This is a genomic window from Clostridium sp. CF012 (assembly GCF_018861755.1).
Lineage (GTDB): Bacteria > Bacillota > Clostridia > Clostridiales > Clostridiaceae > Clostridium_AD.
In genome coordinates, this window is record NZ_JAHLEF010000013.1 from 64,632 (window position 1) to 81,294 (window position 16,663).

13 protein-coding genes, 8 tRNA genes and 2 other annotated features are annotated in these 16,663 nt (G+C 32.4%); of the genes, 6 read left to right on the plus strand and 15 right to left on the minus strand.

The features are described from left to right. Positions 1-167 precede the first annotated feature (167 nt). The 9 genes from KPL50_RS13400 to KPL50_RS13440 all read right to left on the minus strand — a co-directional run bounded on the left by KPL50_RS13400 (position 168) and on the right by KPL50_RS13440 (position 3,203). Positions 168-2,351 carry a 5'-nucleotidase C-terminal domain-containing protein gene (locus tag KPL50_RS13400; RefSeq protein ID WP_216299045.1) on the minus strand — a complete coding sequence of 728 codons (2,184 nt, stop codon included), beginning with the start codon at positions 2,349-2,351 and terminating at the stop codon, positions 168-170. Between the two features lie 165 nt (positions 2,352-2,516). Then, positions 2,517-2,591 (minus strand) — tRNA-Thr (locus KPL50_RS13405). A 7-nt stretch (positions 2,592-2,598) separates the two neighbouring features. Next, positions 2,599-2,675: transfer RNA gene (locus KPL50_RS13410), tRNA-Asp, on the minus strand. 5 nt (positions 2,676-2,680) lie between these two features. Continuing rightward, positions 2,681-2,756, minus strand: a tRNA-Val gene (locus KPL50_RS13415). 13 nt (positions 2,757-2,769) lie between these two features. After that, positions 2,770-2,844: transfer RNA gene (locus tag KPL50_RS13420), tRNA-Glu, on the minus strand. A 28-nt stretch (positions 2,845-2,872) separates the two neighbouring features. Then, positions 2,873-2,947 (minus strand) — tRNA-Thr (locus KPL50_RS13425). A gap of 10 nt (positions 2,948-2,957) precedes the next feature. Further along, a tRNA-Asp gene (locus KPL50_RS13430) sits at positions 2,958-3,034 on the minus strand. Between the two features lie 5 nt (positions 3,035-3,039). Beyond that, positions 3,040-3,115 (minus strand) — tRNA-Val (locus KPL50_RS13435). Between the two features lie 13 nt (positions 3,116-3,128). Beyond that, positions 3,129-3,203, minus strand: a tRNA-Glu gene (locus KPL50_RS13440). Between the two features lie 338 nt (positions 3,204-3,541). On the opposite strand from KPL50_RS13440, the gene KPL50_RS13445 reads away from it, so the two are divergent. The 5 genes from KPL50_RS13445 (at position 3,542) to KPL50_RS13465 (ending at position 9,820) form a co-directional block, all read left to right on the plus strand. Continuing rightward, positions 3,542-4,771, plus strand: coding sequence for an NAD(P)/FAD-dependent oxidoreductase (locus KPL50_RS13445; protein WP_216299046.1), 1,230 nt, complete (start codon positions 3,542-3,544; stop codon positions 4,769-4,771). Positions 4,772-5,186: 415 nt separating this feature from the next. After that, positions 5,187-5,696, plus strand: a complete 510-nt coding sequence (locus KPL50_RS13450) for an RNA polymerase sigma factor (RefSeq protein ID WP_216299047.1) — start codon at positions 5,187-5,189, stop codon at positions 5,694-5,696. After that, on the plus strand, positions 5,683-6,684 hold the full coding sequence (locus KPL50_RS13455) for an anti sigma factor C-terminal domain-containing protein (protein ID WP_216299048.1): 1,002 nt from the start codon (positions 5,683-5,685) through the stop codon (positions 6,682-6,684). The genes KPL50_RS13450 and KPL50_RS13455 overlap by 14 nt, the downstream gene beginning before the upstream one ends. Before the next feature lie 97 nt (positions 6,685-6,781). Then, positions 6,782-7,011: a binding site (T-box leader), on the plus strand. Between the two features lie 37 nt (positions 7,012-7,048). Then, positions 7,049-7,276, plus strand: a binding site (T-box leader). Between the two features lie 57 nt (positions 7,277-7,333). After that, a complete protein-coding gene (gene thrS / locus KPL50_RS13460) occupies positions 7,334-9,247 on the plus strand; it encodes a threonine--tRNA ligase (protein ID WP_216299049.1) in 1,914 nt (637 codons plus the stop codon). A gap of 39 nt (positions 9,248-9,286) precedes the next feature. Further along, positions 9,287-9,820 carry a 2'-5' RNA ligase family protein gene (locus KPL50_RS13465; RefSeq protein WP_216299050.1) on the plus strand — a complete coding sequence of 178 codons (534 nt, stop codon included), beginning with the start codon at positions 9,287-9,289 and terminating at the stop codon, positions 9,818-9,820. A 174-nt stretch (positions 9,821-9,994) separates the two neighbouring features. Here KPL50_RS13465 and KPL50_RS13470 read toward each other — a convergent pair whose 3' ends face one another. Beyond that, positions 9,995-10,744 (minus strand): acyl-[acyl-carrier-protein] thioesterase, encoded by a 750-nt coding sequence (locus KPL50_RS13470; protein ID WP_216299051.1) that lies wholly within the window; start codon positions 10,742-10,744, stop codon positions 9,995-9,997. Between the two features lie 304 nt (positions 10,745-11,048). On the opposite strand from KPL50_RS13470, the gene KPL50_RS13475 reads away from it, so the two are divergent. Continuing rightward, entirely contained in the window at positions 11,049-11,636 is a 588-nt protein-coding gene (locus KPL50_RS13475; RefSeq protein WP_216299052.1) for an ECF transporter S component, read from the plus strand. Positions 11,637-11,675: 39 nt separating this feature from the next. Here KPL50_RS13475 and KPL50_RS13480 read toward each other — a convergent pair whose 3' ends face one another. The 5 genes from KPL50_RS13480 to KPL50_RS13500 form a co-directional block, all read right to left on the minus strand. Beyond that, positions 11,676-11,861 carry a DUF1858 domain-containing protein gene (locus KPL50_RS13480; RefSeq protein WP_216299053.1) on the minus strand — a complete coding sequence of 62 codons (186 nt, stop codon included), beginning with the start codon at positions 11,859-11,861 and terminating at the stop codon, positions 11,676-11,678. Positions 11,862-12,124: 263 nt separating this feature from the next. Further along, positions 12,125-13,411: an adenylosuccinate synthase gene (locus tag KPL50_RS13485; RefSeq protein ID WP_216299054.1), complete on the minus strand. Its 1,287-nt coding sequence runs from the start codon at positions 13,409-13,411 to the stop codon at positions 12,125-12,127. 135 nt (positions 13,412-13,546) lie between these two features. Continuing rightward, the gene (locus tag KPL50_RS13490; RefSeq protein WP_216299055.1) at positions 13,547-14,959 is read right to left on the minus strand and encodes an NAD(P)/FAD-dependent oxidoreductase; all 1,413 of its coding nucleotides are present in this window, start codon (positions 14,957-14,959) and stop codon (positions 13,547-13,549) included. A 249-nt stretch (positions 14,960-15,208) separates the two neighbouring features. Next, a complete protein-coding gene (locus tag KPL50_RS13495; protein ID WP_216299056.1) occupies positions 15,209-15,421 on the minus strand; it encodes a DUF3006 domain-containing protein in 213 nt (70 codons plus the stop codon). Between the two features lie 29 nt (positions 15,422-15,450). After that, positions 15,451-16,413, minus strand: a complete 963-nt coding sequence (locus tag KPL50_RS13500; RefSeq protein WP_216299057.1) for a 3'-5' exoribonuclease YhaM family protein — start codon at positions 16,411-16,413, stop codon at positions 15,451-15,453. Positions 16,414-16,663 lie beyond the last annotated feature (250 nt).

Consider the following 16,663-nt stretch of genomic DNA (forward strand, 5'->3'; position numbering starts at 1 on the left):
TACAATATTAAAAAAGCACATATTACTACACAGATGCATTAGTCTTCATGAATTAATTCTAAGACTAATTTAAATGCATTTTACGTAATGTGTGCTTTATTCTTTTTTATAAACTTTGAAATTGTATTAATAATTATAAATTATTAATACAATTTGTAAAAACTAATTTATTTTGAAATTTTAACATATGAACTATAAACATATCCTACTTTACCATTATAAGAAATCTTAATCCACTTGTTTGTCATTCCTAACACTTCAAGCTTTGTCCCTTTAGTAACATATCCAATAACCTTAGTTTTTGCTAAAGCCCCACTTCTAACATTAAGAGCATATGAAGTTACTACCCCGTATGTTTTACTTACTTTTTCCTTTACTGGCGCTGGTATTTCAGGCTTAACTACCACTGGCTCAGGATTCATAATTGCATTTAACTTATGGTAGAATTCACCCTTACTAATTCCAGAAGTAAATTTTCCTGGCTCTATATTTGCCTTCTTGCATAGCTCACTTATTTCATCCAGAGGTGTAGCATCCTTAATATTTATTGATGCTATATTTGTATATTTTCCATCAGCTGTTTTTTCTACTTCAAGTACTCCGGAATTTACAAGTTTAACTATATCTTTTCTTTCTAATGAAGTTGTATCAACACCTAGTATCCTCCAGTTGTCTTGAATACTTGATGTTATAGTACCCTTTTTAACTTCTTTTATATATTTAATTGCAAGATTCCTTATTGTTCCTTGTTCCTCACCAAAAGCAGTTTTATCTGTTGAACTCCAAAGCTTCTTAAAGGTTTTTCCTTCAAATACTCCACCTTTTCCTATTAATGCCTGCATTCTATAATCATTCATGCCAAGCTTCAGAACTTCATCATTTTTTATTGTAGTTCCATTCATATGTCTTAAATTTACTATTCTGCTTCCTTCTTGCTTTGTAATGTCTATTTCATATTTAACTCCACCAAACATATCATTTGTACTATATTTTGATGCACGCCTATTACTATTAAAACTTACAGTAACATCTCCAGGCTTAGTTGAGTTAAAGTAGCCAGCAGACCACTCCATATACTCCTTCAAATCTTTACCTGTTAATTCAAAGACCGTTACTTCTCCACCTGCATACTGATAATTATATGAAATATCCTTTTTCTTTATTGGTCCAACATTAAGCTTTGCTTTATCATTATCAATTTGCATTCCTACTACATCGGCTTTACTATAGTAAAGCATAACTTGTTGAAAGAAATCTGCTAGAGGCGTTTGCTCTATCTGTACCTGGGGTATGTCCTTTATTTCATTTGTTGGAACAAGATCTATTCCTTTCAACTGCCCAACAACTGTATTCGCATCCGCGCGAGCGATATTATGATATGGTTCAAGAGACTTTTCAAGTCCTTTATCTGATTGAATACTACTATCAATCACTATAGCCTCACTAGATTTTTTATCTAATTCAATTTTTCCATTAACCTTCTTAAATGATAAATCTATTTTTGATAAAGCCGATCCATATTTATTAGGTTCAGTAATTAACACTCCATTTATGGTTTCTTGTTTAACAAGCTTATGCATGTGCCCTGCTACAATAGCTGTTAACTCTGGACAAGCATTTGCGATATCTCGTACACCAGTACCTGCAATATTGTTTTCATTATCAATACCCATATGCATAACCCCTACCATCGCATCAACTTTGCCCTTTAGTTCATTAATTACCTTTTTAGTTTCATCTATGGGACTCATTACTTTAAGTCCTTTTAGATGATCAGTTCCCGCTTCAAACTGAGTAATTAGTGGAGTATCCATTCCGATTAGGGCAATTTTAACCCCTTCTTTTTCAATAATTGTATATGCGGGAGCAAATCTGCTTCCATCCTCTTTATAAATATTTCCTGAAATAGCCTTTCCATTAAACTGTTTAATTGCAGTACCCAGCACATCAAGTCCAAAGTTAAACTCATGATTACCCATATTCCATACATCGTAACCCATTTCATTCAGTGCAATCATAGCTGGGTGCTTTGGCGAATTATTAAAAAGTTCAGCAGAGTTGTCTTGAATTAAATCTCCCGCATCTACTAAAATTGTGTTTGGATTCTCATTTCGAATTGATTTGATTTTTGTATAAATTTGTGTCAAACTGCCTGCCATACTTTGTGCATCCATTGAATAATCCCATGGCATATATCTTCCATGAATATCTGACGTTCCTAGAATTGTAATCTTTACGGTGCCTGTTGTTTCCACAGCATTAACTGCTCTTGGTGCAATAGTGCTAAAAAGATTAAATAGCATAAGTACCCCAATAACCATACTAAGAGCCTTTTTGTTCCTTTTATACATTTTTATCCCCCTCATTTTACAATAATTTTACATATTACATGTAATACTTTTGTAATACTTATTATACCACTTATGGTAGCTTATTAATAATTATAATTAAAAGTATTACTGTCTGTAATTTTGCAAAAAATAAAAAAAATCCTAAACAAATGTTTAGGACTTTTTTGGAGCTAGCAATAGGAATCGAACCTACAACCTGCTGATTACAAGTCAGCTGCTCTACCGTTGAGCCATGCTAGCAGGCATATGGCGACCCAGAACGGACTCGAACCGTCGACCTCCGCCGTGACAGGGCGGCACTCTAACCAACTGAGCCACTGGGCCATATATGGTGGGAACAACAGGGTTCGAACCTGTGACCCTCTGCTTGTAAGGCAGATGCTCTCCCAGCTGAGCTATGCTCCCATATATGTTTTATTGGTGACTCCTAGGGGAATTGAACCCCTGTTACTACCGTGAAAGGGTGGTGTCTTAACCTCTTGACCAAGGAGCCATATTAATTTATTGTGTTGTGTTTTTTTTGGAGCTAGCAATAGGAATTGAACCTACAACCTGCTGATTACAAGTCAGCTGCTCTACCGTTGAGCCATGCTAGCTAAAAAAACATGGCGACCCAGAACGGACTCGAACCGTCGACCTCCGCCGTGACAGGGCGGCACTCTAACCAACTGAGCCACTGGGCCATATATGGTGGGAACAACAGGGTTCGAACCTGTGACCCTCTGCTTGTAAGGCAGATGCTCTCCCAGCTGAGCTATGCTCCCATATATGTTTTATTGGTGACTCCTAGGGGAATTGAACCCCTGTTACCACCGTGAAAGGGTGGTGTCTTAACCGCTTGACCAAGGAGCCATACTAAATTGTTACTTTATTTATCATGTGCTTCCGTCTCGCAACCCAACATAAACTATAATACATAATTTTTCTTCAAGTGTCAACATATTTCCATGTTTTTATTTATTTATTTTTTTATATAATCCACGAATCCAATAAATTCAGTGGTTTCTCATATAAATAAAAGGTAGTCCATCACGGTGAATACTTACCTTGTTGCCAACTAGTGCTAAACATTTACTTTGATTTTATAACATAAAATAAAAATTAATATTAAAGGGCGCAGTTTTAGGGTAAAATTGTAGATAGCACACTCGATATTATAAATATATTTTTTCTCGAAGGGAGAGATTTACTTGAAACATTCTCTTATAATAGTCGGCGGAGGTGCCGCTGGTTTAACCTCTGCACTTATAGCAAAAGATTTTGGAATAGATGTAGCCATTATTGAAGGAACTGATCGAATAGGCAAAAAAATATTAACCACCGGTAACGGAAGATGTAACATTAGTAATGAAAACATAAATACCAATAGATACCATAGTGAAAATCCATATTTCTTTGAGCATACACTAAATTCTTTTAGCCTAGTGCAAACTATAGATTTTTTTAACCGTTTAGGCATACCTTTAGTTACTTTAGATGGCGGCAAAATGTTTCCTATGTCATTGCAAGCCTCATCAGTCATTGATATACTACGCTTTGCAATAGAAGAAAAACATATTCCTGTGTATACAAACACAAAAGCTAAAGAAATCACTAAAAATAAAAATGGTTTTAAAATTTCCACCATGGATAGTGACACATATGAGTGTGATAAGTTAATTATTGCTACAGGAGGTAAATCTGCCCCTAAGACAGGTTCTGACGGTTCTGGTTACACCCTGGCTAAACAATTAGGCCACAGTGTAACTTCGCTGGTACCGGCCCTTGTACAGCTTAAATTAAACTATAATAGGTTAAAGGCACTATCTGGAGTAAAATTCGACGGTTATGCAGAAATATTTATAAATGGTGAATATGTCCAAAAGGAATTTGGAGAAATACTTTTCACTGATTATGGCATCTCTGGTCCTCCTATTCTTCAACTTAGCAGGACTGTTTCTTATGGTTTATCTAAAAATACTAAAGTTTCTTTAAAAATTGATATGTTACCAACTATTACTCCTGAAAATCTAAAAGAATTTTTAGAAAGTCATTGGTCACTATTTGGAAGTCGTAGTATTATTGATTCATTTATTGGAATAATTCATAAAAAAATCATTCCAATAATTTTAAAACAAGTTAACATAGAAGATTTTCATAAACCTTGCTCTGATCTAAACTTAGAAGAAAAAAATGCTATATATGCACTGTTAAAGCAATGGCAATTTGAAGTTTCAGGCACCAATTCTTTTTCCAATGCTCAAGTCACTGCAGGAGGCATTAATACAAAAGAAATTAACCCACAAACTCTAGAATCAAATATTGTACCCAATCTATTTTTTGCTGGAGAAATATTAGATGTAGATGGAGATTGCGGTGGTTATAACCTCCAATGGGCCTGGAGTTCTGGTGCTATTGCAGCTATTAATGCATCTAAATAGTGACTCATCCTATTCCTAGTTAAGAGTTTTTTCTTAGATTATGCTATAACGAAAAGTATATGTTGCTGGAATGCTTTCACTTCGCTTAGTAATTCTAAAATTTATTTTACTTATATCTGCTAAAAATCACAAACTCGCTATCGCTCAAACATGTGATTTTCTTTACGCATCTATAAATAAAATAAATTAAGAATTACTAAAGCTTGTTACAATGCATTCTGCGCAACATATACTTTTGTTAGCATAATCCAAGAAAAAATACCCAATTTCGAAAATTACTATTATAAATCCCTTTCGAATTAATCATTTTCCACCTCTATAAAACTCTTATTGCCTTTTCGAAAAAAGATTATATATATTTTTGTATACAATTCCACATTCCGATAGTCTTAAGTAGCTTTAGAGGGAGGTTAAAATGAATGACGATGTTATTACGCAATTATATATAAGCCAAATGAGTATTATTTACAAATATCTCGTAAAGCTTGGCTGTTCAAAGCAAGAAGCTGAAGATATCGTTCAAGAATCCTTTACTAGGGCTATGGAGCATATGGATGGTGTGAGATTAGAAAAACTTCGTTCTTGGCTATTTACTGTAGCCATTAATGTTTTTAGAACCTTTAAAAAAAGAAATAACAGATTAAGTTTCTCTTTGGATGAACAGCAGTATTGTAATAATTTTTATAGTGATGACGAAGTTGAAACCTCAATATTAGTAGTGGAAAAAGGTACGTATATTAAACAAACATTAGAAAGTTTAAAGAAGCAATATAAAACTTTACTGCTTATGAAATACCAGGCAGACTTAAGCTATAAACAAATTTCTATATTACTTGGCATCCCTGAAAATACAGTTAAGACTTATCTTTACAGGGCAAGAGAAGAATTCAAGGAAAGGTGGAGGGAAAATTATGAAAGAAGATAATATAGAGTTTTTACTTGATGATAAAAAACTAAAAAAAGCATACAATAAATCAAAATTTCTGAGTACTATTAGAATACTTGTAATAGTTATTCTTGTGATGATACCACTATATGCAGTGTTTACTAAGGTTAATGTTATGGTTACTTTTAAAATCGGGACTGAATATTATGCTGAAGTTGAAAAAATGCTTGAGATTACAAAACCTAATACCTATATTAGCAAAGCAAATGATGATATAGGTTTTTTTGGTGCAAGTGGTCAATATACAGTCTCTAAAAAAATTGGCAATTGGAAATCTGTAGATATATATAATAAAAATAGCAGTTATGGATTAGTAAATATTAAAGGGCCAAATCGCATTCTGTCTTCAAATAGTGGTGGACAAAAGGCAGGTGAGTGGCCAGTTAATTTTGATAGTTCAGGCAATTTAACTATGATGGCCTTTCACCCGGATGTTAAGTACAAGGAATATAGAAATGATTTAGCCTTACTTAACAAAGTAAGTTCTGACTCACTATTAGAGATGACTTTATCCTTTGATAAAAAATATAAAATTAATGAAGTTTCAGGTATTCTACCAAAAGTTCAAATATCTGAGCTACTAATCGATGGTTATACAGATGAGGAATTGGAAAAATATAAAAAGGAAGCCTCCCAAAATGATGGAAAAGCCACATTTATTTCAGAGTACTATTTTATAGGATTTGAGGGTTCTAGATGGTTTAATTATGAAGCTAATGAAGTATCAAACAATTACAAGAAGTATATAGATAATCTCCAGTTTGATTTCAAGGATAAGTATTATAAAAATAAATTTAGTAATATATATTCTATGCTAAAAAATAAAGATCAATTAGAAGCAAATAAAGTAGATATAATAGGCGTAGTGGTTTATGGTAGTCCAGAGGAATTAAAGCAGTTAAAGTCAAATCCACATATAAAGGCATCAAGTGTCGGTATTATAACTAAGGATATAATTTTTAAATGATTGCGGACAAACATCGAAAATATGATTTTCTTATAAGAAAAAATATATTACAATAAATATTGACATTAAAATACAATGGGTATATAATAGCAACAAAGTAAAGACTATGAAGAGGATAAGTAAATAATTTACTGTTTTAACAGAGATAGAAATCCATCGGCTGAAAGGTTTCTAAGGCAAGTATTATTGAAAACCACCTCTGAGTTGAGTACTGAATTTTAGTAAGTATCTCCGCAAACCAGCGTTAAAGGTATCGAGTGATAGTAATACACATTTTTTGTGCATTGTTGTAATTTGGGTGGAATCGCGAGTATACTCGTCCCTTTTTTAGGGACGAGTTTTTTTGTTTTTATTAATTTTATATCATAAAGCATTGAAGAGGACGAGTAAATAATTTACTGTTGTAACAGAGAGCGAAACCCATCGGCTGAGAGGTTTCTAAGGCAAGTATTATTGAAAACCGCCTCTGAGTTGAATACTGAATTTTAGTAAGTATCTCCGCAAACCAGCGTTAAAGGTATCGAGTGATAGTAATACACATTTTGTGGATTGCTATAATTTGGGTGGAATCGCGAGTATACTCGTCCCTTTTTTAGGGACGAGTTTTTTTGTTTTTAATAATTTTTTTATATAAGAGGAGGAAATATTTATGTTAAATATTATGTTAAAGGATGGAAATGTTATTCAAATTGAACAAGGTGCAAAGGTTTATGATATTGCTATGAACATTAGTCCAGCACTAGCTAAAAAAGCTTTGATTGCAAGAATAAATGGTAAAGCTACAGAACTTATGACTGAAATAAATTGTGATTGCGACCTAGAAATCTTAACGTTTGAAGACATTGAAGGTAGATTGGCATTAAGACATACTGCAGCTCACGTGCTTTCTCAAGCAGTAAAAAGGTTATATCCAAATGTTAAGCTTGCTATTGGTCCTGCAATTGACAATGGGTTTTACTATGATTTTGACTCAGAAGAAACATTTACTCCAGAAATTCTAAAAAAAATAGAAAAGGAAATGGAGAAGATAGTTAAAGAAGGGTTTAAGCTTGAAAAATTTGTGCTTTCAAGGGAAGAAGCTATAAAGCTTATGCTGGAAAAAGAAGAACCATATAAAGCTGAATTGATTAATAATCTACCTGAGGGAGAAATTATATCCTTTTATAGGCAAGGAGAGTTTGTTGATCTTTGTGCAGGTCCACATGTTCCATCCACTTCATATATTAAAGCATTTAAGCTTTTATCTATTGCAGGAGCTTACTTTCGAGGTGATGAAAATAATAAGATGCTTCAAAGGATATCTGGAACAGTATTTACTAAAAAAAGTGAATTAGATGCTTACATTACTATGCTTGAAGAAGCAAAAAAGAGAGATCACAAAAAGCTAGGAAAAGAGTTAAAACTATTTTCATTTATGGAGGAAGGACCAGGATTTCCATTTTTTCTACCAAATGGTGTTGTTTTAAAGAATAATTTAATTGAATATTGGAGAGGTATTCATAAAAAATCTGGATATGTAGAAATTGAAACTCCAGTAATCTTAAACCGAAAGCTTTGGGAAACTTCAGGACATTGGCACCACTTTAAAGAAAATATGTATACAGTTAATATTGATGAAGAAGAGTTTGCAATTAAGCCAATGAACTGTCCAGGCGGTATGCTTGTTTATAAGTCAGAACCTCATTCTTATAGGGATTTACCTATAAGAGTAGGAGAATTAGGTAGAGTACACAGACATGAGCTGTCGGGAGCTATAAATGGGCTTATGAGAGCAAGGGCGTTCACTCAGGATGATGCTCATATTTTTATGCTTCCGCAGCAAATAAAAGAAGAAATAAAGGGTGTAATCCGACTTATAGATGAAGTTTACTCAAGGTTTGGATTTAAATACAGTATTGAACTTTCAACACGACCAGAAAATTCTATGGGAAGCGATGAGGAGTGGCAAATAGCAGAAAGCTCCCTTGCTGCAGCATTAAACGAGATGAATATGCAATATAAGATAAATCAGGGTGATGGAGCATTTTATGGTCCAAAGATTGATTTTCATTTAGAAGATAGTCTAGGTAGACGTTGGCAGTGTGGAACTATACAATTAGACTTTCAACTTCCTCAAAGATTCGATCTAAACTATATCGGTAGTGATAGTGAAAAGCATAGACCAATAGTTATACACAGAGTAATCTTTGGAAGTTTAGAGAGATTCATAGGAGTATTAATAGAGCATTTTGCAGGTAAGTTTCCAACTTGGATTGCACCTGTACAGGTAAAAGTATTACCTATTTCAGAAAAATTTGCTGATTATGCAAAGAATGTTGCAGACCTCCTTAACGAAAATAACATCAGAGTAGAATTTGACAGTAGGGTAGAAAAAATTGGTTATAAAATTCGCGAAGCAAGAAATGAGAGAGTACCATATATTTTAGTTATAGGAGAAAAAGAGCAGCAAGAAGGTAACGTTTCTATGAGAAGTAGGAAAAATGGAGATGAGGGGAAATCTTCCTTGAGTGAATTTATTGCAAGGGTTAAATATGAAATAGATAATAAAATTCTAGAAGTTTAACAACAACTAACAAAATATAAAATTATGGGAGGTTATTTTATGTATGCGGTAGAATTATTTCTAAACGAACAATCTGATTTATATGTAAGAAGTATTTGGGATGAGCTAAGTCATGAACACATAGATTCAAGTCTAAAAGACATTAAAGAAATATGTCCCCATATAGCCTTGTCAGTATATGAGGATATAGACATAGTAGATTTTACTGAAGAATTTCTAGTCTTTAAAGCTAACTTTAAACCTATTAATACTTGTTTTGATATACTTGGAGTGTTTCCCGTAACTGGTACTTGTTTCTTAAAGCCTACTGTAACTGAAGAATTATTAAATATTCATAGTAAATTTCATGAGCAATTTAGAGCTTTCAATGAAAAATCCAATTCCTATTATTTACCAGGACATTGGAACCCTCATTGTACACTAGCCATAGGATTAAGCGCTGAAGAGCTTAAGGGTGTATTTAATTTTTCATTGGATAGATTTAAACCCTTAAGGATTACCTTAAATGATGTGGGATTGGTTAAAATAGATTTTAAGGATGGTAAATGTGTAAGTAGTATTAGAATAGGTTAATAAATCTAAATAGATTTATTAACCTAGGAAACAATAATGACTTATAATTTTTTCTTAGATTATGCTAACAAAAGTATATGTTGCTCAGAATGCTAAAGTTTAGAATTACTTGGCGACGTGAAAGCATTCCAGCAACATATACTTGACCTTATAGCATAATCTAAGAAAAAAATCTTAAATCCAAGTACTTTCTAATAGTGTGAGCTCAGTACCCTCTTCATTTATGATTTTATGTCTACATATTATTTTGTTTTCTTCTCTTATAACTTCTGTGCTTACTTTTATGATTTCTCCATAGGTTGTTTCCTTTTCGTAGGTTACCTTAATATTCTTTAATTCACAATTTAGTACTACATCCTTTGGCACCGTTTCTAAAGCCCAAGCAACATATTTAACATTATTAACATGCATATTCGTATCAATATCACTATACCTAACTTGGAAGCTTTTCTCGCTATCCACTATCTTTATTGATTTTATGTCCTCAATCTCTATAGGTGTATCATTGCTTTCATCTATACCATATGTCGCATACATATCTTTCATAATTCTTATTGGACGCCTTCTATCTGTATTTATTAAAATCCACACAGAACTGGCATATCCTATTTTATCTCCTTCTGCATTAATAATTTCATATTTCCTATAGGCATAGAATTTTCTGAAGGAATATGGAAAAGTTTTCACCCTTATAGTTTCGTTTAATAGAGGATATGACTCCATTGTTATGTCCCATTTATATAGCACCCAAGCCATCTTCTTCTCTTTAAGATGCTCTATTCCAACACCCAATATTTCACTTTGGTACATTGCCATATCTCCAAGATAATCCACAATGCTTGTAATTAAAGCTCTCTTATGAATATCTACTTCATAATAATGAATATTGTAATTTCTTTCTGTAACCACTGGAATTCTAGTCATACTTTACCTCCTATTATTGTCGTTTTTGAGAAACAATTATTTTTTTATGTAATTTTAGTTTCTTTATGTTAAAATAATATCAAACTAATATAGTAAACATTTATTAGCTTAATCACATACCTTTCATTCTACTACAAAATTAAAATTAGAGTAATATTTCATATAAATTTTTTTTTATTATTGTAATTTTTATTAAATTAGTGATAAAATATTGTTGTCGGTATTCATAATGAAACTGAACTATTAATAAAGACTTGATTAAAATCGACTTATATCCTTATGGAATAAGAGCGGAGGGAAAAAAATGATTAATAATTCTTTTGAAAAGAGAAGGGTAAAAACACATCAACTTACAACTATCGGTATGCTATCAGCTATCTGTGTAGTCCTCGGATTAACTGGGTATGGTTTTATTCCACTGCCTGGCGCAAAAGCTACTATCATGCATATTCCTGTTATTATAGGTTCTATATTAGGTGGACCTATGGTTGGAATGACTATTGGATTAATATTTGGAGTATTTAGCATTATGCAAAATATTATGGCTCCAAATATACTATCTTTTGCTTTTATAAATCCTCTAGTATCTGTATTACCAAGGGTTCTTATTGGTCTTACTTCTTACTATGTTTATAAGCTAAACTTTATTAAAAAAGATAGCCTAAAAATTGGCCTAGCTACTGTTATTGGCTCTTTAACTAACACTTTTGGTGTACTTACTATGATATATATTTTATATGCAGCTAAATTTGCTGTTTCTAAAGGCATAGACCCTTCCATTGCTGCCAAGACCATTTATGGTATAGCAGTGATAAATGGTGTCCCAGAAGCTATAATAGCCTCTATAATCACCATACCCGTAATACTGTCCATTAAAAAGATAAAAAAATAAAGCAAAGACACTTAGCATTTGCTAAGTGTCTTAATTTTTTTATGCGTTTAATTTAGTCATTAATGCTTCTAAATCAAGACCATGAACCATCGCTGCTTCTTCTAATGTTTCAGCTTGTGCTGAAGGACATCCTACGCAACCCATTCCAAATCCCATTAGTACTTCAACTGATTCTGGTTTTTGTCTTACAACTTCACCTATTGTCATATCCTTAGTTATTATCATAGTATCTACCTCGCTTTTTTTTAATTTGAAATAATTATATCAGAACTCGACTAACAAATAAATAGATTTATTTAACTTTAATTATCATTCTCATTCTCATTATGATTATATTGTATATGCTTCTATTTTACAAGTACGCACTTTTTTAATCTTTAGTATATACATGTATACCTTAAAACTATTTCCACAATACTTATAATTCCCTATAACATATAATACATACCTATTACAAAGATTACCTTTACAATAGGTATGTCTATATTCTATATTTCAGTTAATATCATTGTTTGATCTCTTTTAGGTCCTACTGATACTATTGAAACTTTAACTCCTGTAAAGTCTTCAATTCTCTTTATGTATATTTTTGCATTTTCAGGAATTTCTTCATAACTTCTTGCATCGGCTATACTTGCATCCCAACCGTCAAACTCTTCATATACTGGCACGCATTTAGCTAAATCCTCGAGACTTGCTGGGAAATAATCTATAACGCTTCCCTCAAATTCATATCCTACACAAATCTTAATTTTTTCAAGTCCTGCTAAGGTATCTATTTTAGTTACAGCAAAGCTAGTAAGTCCTGAAATCCTTGCTGCAGTTTTTAATATAACAAGGTCAAGCCATCCACATCTTCTTGCTCTACCTGTTGTTACACCAAATTCAAAGCCTTTTTCTCGAATCCATTCTCCTACTTCATTATCAAGTTCTGTTGGGAATGGTCCTTTTCCTACTCTTGTAGTATATGCCTTAGCTATTCCTACAGCATTTGTTATCATAGTAGGTCCTATGCCAGCTCCAGTACAAACTCCTCCTGCAATGGTGTTTGATGACGTTACAAAGGGATATGAACCATAGTCTATATCAAGTAAAGTTCCTTGTGCTCCTTCAAATAAAACATTCTTGCCAGATTTTATTGCGTCGAAAATCTTAACTGATATGTCTTTTACATAAGGTCTCATTCTTTCTGCATACTCTAAATACTGAGTGTATATAGTATCAAAATCTAAAGCTTTTCCACCCAATACTTTTGTTATTATATCATTCTTCATTGATAAACTAGTTTTAAGCTTTTCTTTGAAAACATCCTTTTTCATTAAATCACAAACTCTGATTCCACTTCTTTCAAACTTATCAGTGTAACAAGGGCCTATACCTTTTTTAGTAGTTCCGATATCATTTTCGCCTCTAGCTATTTCATATAAATTATCTAACTCTTTATGGTATGGCATTATAACCTGTGATCTATCACTAATCATCAATCTTTCTGGCGTTATGTTCTCGCCTAGCGCTTCTAAGTAGTCAATTTCTTTAAATAGTGCTTCTGGATCTACAACCACACCATTTCCTATTACATTTAGCTTTTCTTTATATAATATACCTGATGGTATTAAGTGAAGTTTATATTCCTTTTCTCCTACGACTACCGTGTGACCCGCATTATTTCCGCCTTGGAATCTGACAACCACATCAGCTCCCTCAGCAAGATAATCCGTCATCTTACCTTTACCTTCATCTCCCCACTGGGCTCCTAAAATAATAAATGCTGACATATAAATTCCTCGCTTTCTTCATTTCACAACTTTTTAATTACTGTAGTTGTGAAATTATATTGTATCTTATGTTTACTACATATTGAATTATACACTTTTAATATTCATATAACCAATGATTTAGTTTAAATACTCTTAGTCTTCCTTTTTAGCTATGTCTCTAGCTACAACTACACCAGTTGTAGATGCTTGCATTAGTCCTCTAGTTATTCCTGCTCCATCACCTATAGTATATAAGTTACTAACAGATGTTTCAAATTTATCATTTGTACTAATCTTACTAGAATAGAACTTTACTTCTACCCCATAGAGTAGTGTATTTTTACTATACAAACCTGGTGCTATCTTATCAAAAGCCTTTAATGCTTCTACTATAGAAGTTAAGTGCCTTTGTGGCAATACAAAGCTTAAATCCCCTGGTACTGCTGATTTCAAAGTAGGGACAGTAGTTGATTTAGCTAGTCTATCATAATCTGTTCTTCTTCCTTTTAGTAAATCCCCCAGTCTTTGAACCATTATGCCTCCGCCAGTTAACATATTACCTAGCTGAGCTATATATTTCCCATAATCAATAGGTTGATTAAAGGGCTCTGTAAAAGTAGTAGATACAAGCATTGCAAAGTTTGTATTAGTTGTTCTAAGCTTTTGATCTGAGTAACTATGACCATTCACAACTGCGATCTTATTATCATCATAATATTCTGCTGAAACTACTCCACCTGGGTTCATGCAAAAGGTTCTAACCTTATTGTCGAAGGTATCAGAGTAATATACTAATTTTGCTTCATACAAGTCCTTAGTTAGATGATCCATAACAGAATTAGGTACCTCTACGCGAAGTCCAATATCTACTGCATTATTAGTAACCACAATGTTATGTTTTTTGGCTTCATTTGAAATCCATTCTGCCCCACCTCTACCCGGTGCTGCTACAACATACTTTGCATCAACCTTAACCACGCCGTCTTTATTTTTTAATAATATCCCAGTGGCTTTATTATCTTCTATTAAAATATCTTCCACTTCACTAAGTTCCATAAATTCAGTATTTGTATTATCCATTAAATGATGATACATAGATTTTAAAACTTCATAGGCAAGCTCTGTTCCTAAATGCCTTACTGGGCATTCAACAAGACGAATATTATGTTTACTTGCTTCGTATTTAATTTCGTCCACCTTATCGCTATTAAGTCCATATACCTTTTCATTTGCTCCAAATTTTATATATATGTCATCACAATACTTTATTAATTTTTTTGATTCATCTTCAGTTAAATATTCAAGAAGTCTTCCACCCACCTCTGGGCTTAGAGAAAGCTTACCATCTGAAAAGGCTCCAGCACCTGACCATCCAAATGTTATCCCACAAGGATTACATTTAACACATTTGCCATTTTCTCTAGCTGGACATTTTCTTTTCTCAATACTTCTTCCCTTATCAACTATAAGTACACTAAGTTCAGGTTTTTTATTTGTAATTTCTAGTGCCGTAAATATTCCTGCGGGTCCGGCTCCTACAATAACTACATCGTATTTTTTTTTCATTTCACATACCCCCTTGTATTCCTTAAGGGCAGATAACAACTATTAATTGCTATCCCTCCTGCATTACTCTTAGGCAAATAACGATTATTATTTATTATCAGTCCTGTGTTAATTTCGGACAGATAACAATTACAAGTGTTTGTTTACCCACTTAATAGTATCAGAGCGAGATGTTCCAGTCAATACAAAACGCGAATATTAATAATTTATTTTTAATTATAGTTCGTATATTTAAAATGCGAATATATGTTACTCATCCCACAAACCTTCCGTTAATTTTTCTATTTCTTTTTTTCTTTTCGCAGTTTCGGCCTTGTCAATAGTTATAACCTCTGCGATATTAATAACCATACCTTCTTCTACTCCAGTAGGCAATTTTATTTTATGTATATTCATCATTTTTCCATCCCGAAGTTCTACTACAGCATAATCTCCTTCAAATCTATCTATTATTCCCTTCATTCTTATCACCTTATCCAAATATTTTTTATCTATTTATTAATAAAACTCTTATAAATACTTATATTATCTAAGGACCATATTCTTTCTGAAAATTTACCTTCCTCGGTATCCGTTAATGCCTTATTCATATCATACATTCTTGCATCCATTATATCTAAATGATGTAACATCTCCGCTTCCGGTATCATAGGTTTTTTAGGGCTTCCGTATTCCGCTTCATAATGATGAGCTAGCACCATGTGTTGTAATAACATAGATACTTCCTTATCCGCTTTAACCTGGAGACTTGCTGTTTCTATCATTTTAATGCCTTGAACTATATGGCCTATAAGTTGACCTTCTACTGTATACTCGGATACAATCCCAAGCTCACTAGAATTCATCTCATATATTTTTCCAATATCATGAAGTATTATACCTGCATATAATAAATCCATATTTAAAAAAGTATAAATTTCGCCTAATTTCTCTCCTGCTTTAAGCATTGTAGTTGTATGATATAAAAGCCCTGATCTTATAGCGTGATGATTAGACTTGGCTGCGGGGTAATGCATAAGCTTATCTTCATTATCACCTAAAATATTTGTAACTATATTTTGAATATCTATATTTTTGATTTTAGATAGATAATTTAAAATATCATCATACATTTTTTCTGGTGAATATGGTGCCACTGCAACATAATCACAAATGTTAACTTCATCTCTTTCTTCTGATAGTCTTATCATTTCAATTTTTAATTGAAGCTTTCCTCGCCACTCATTTACACTACCTTTAATTTTCACTAAAATATTTTGCTTAAAGGTATTTTCTAATTCTTCATTACATTCCCAGAGTTTAGCATTTATATCCCCTGTGGCATCTCCTAAATTAAAGTCTAAATATTTATTTGTATTACTGTTATTGGAAACCTTGCTATCTACAGATTTTATAACAAAAAAGCCTTCAATCCTATCACCTTTTTTTATTTCACTTATCTTCTTAATTTCCATATTTATCTCCTTATATTGTATTGAACTTATTATATATAATACATTATGCTGATATAAGTGCTTAATATTTCTATATCTATTAAATAAATTACACAACTTAAATATACTCTTTAATTATACATCATTATTGTTTTTCCTCCAATATTATTATAATTTCACCTAAACCATTTACATATTATACATTTACAAAACATACATATTAATGTATAATATGTTATATATTGCATTAATATGTATGTTTTGTTTTTCA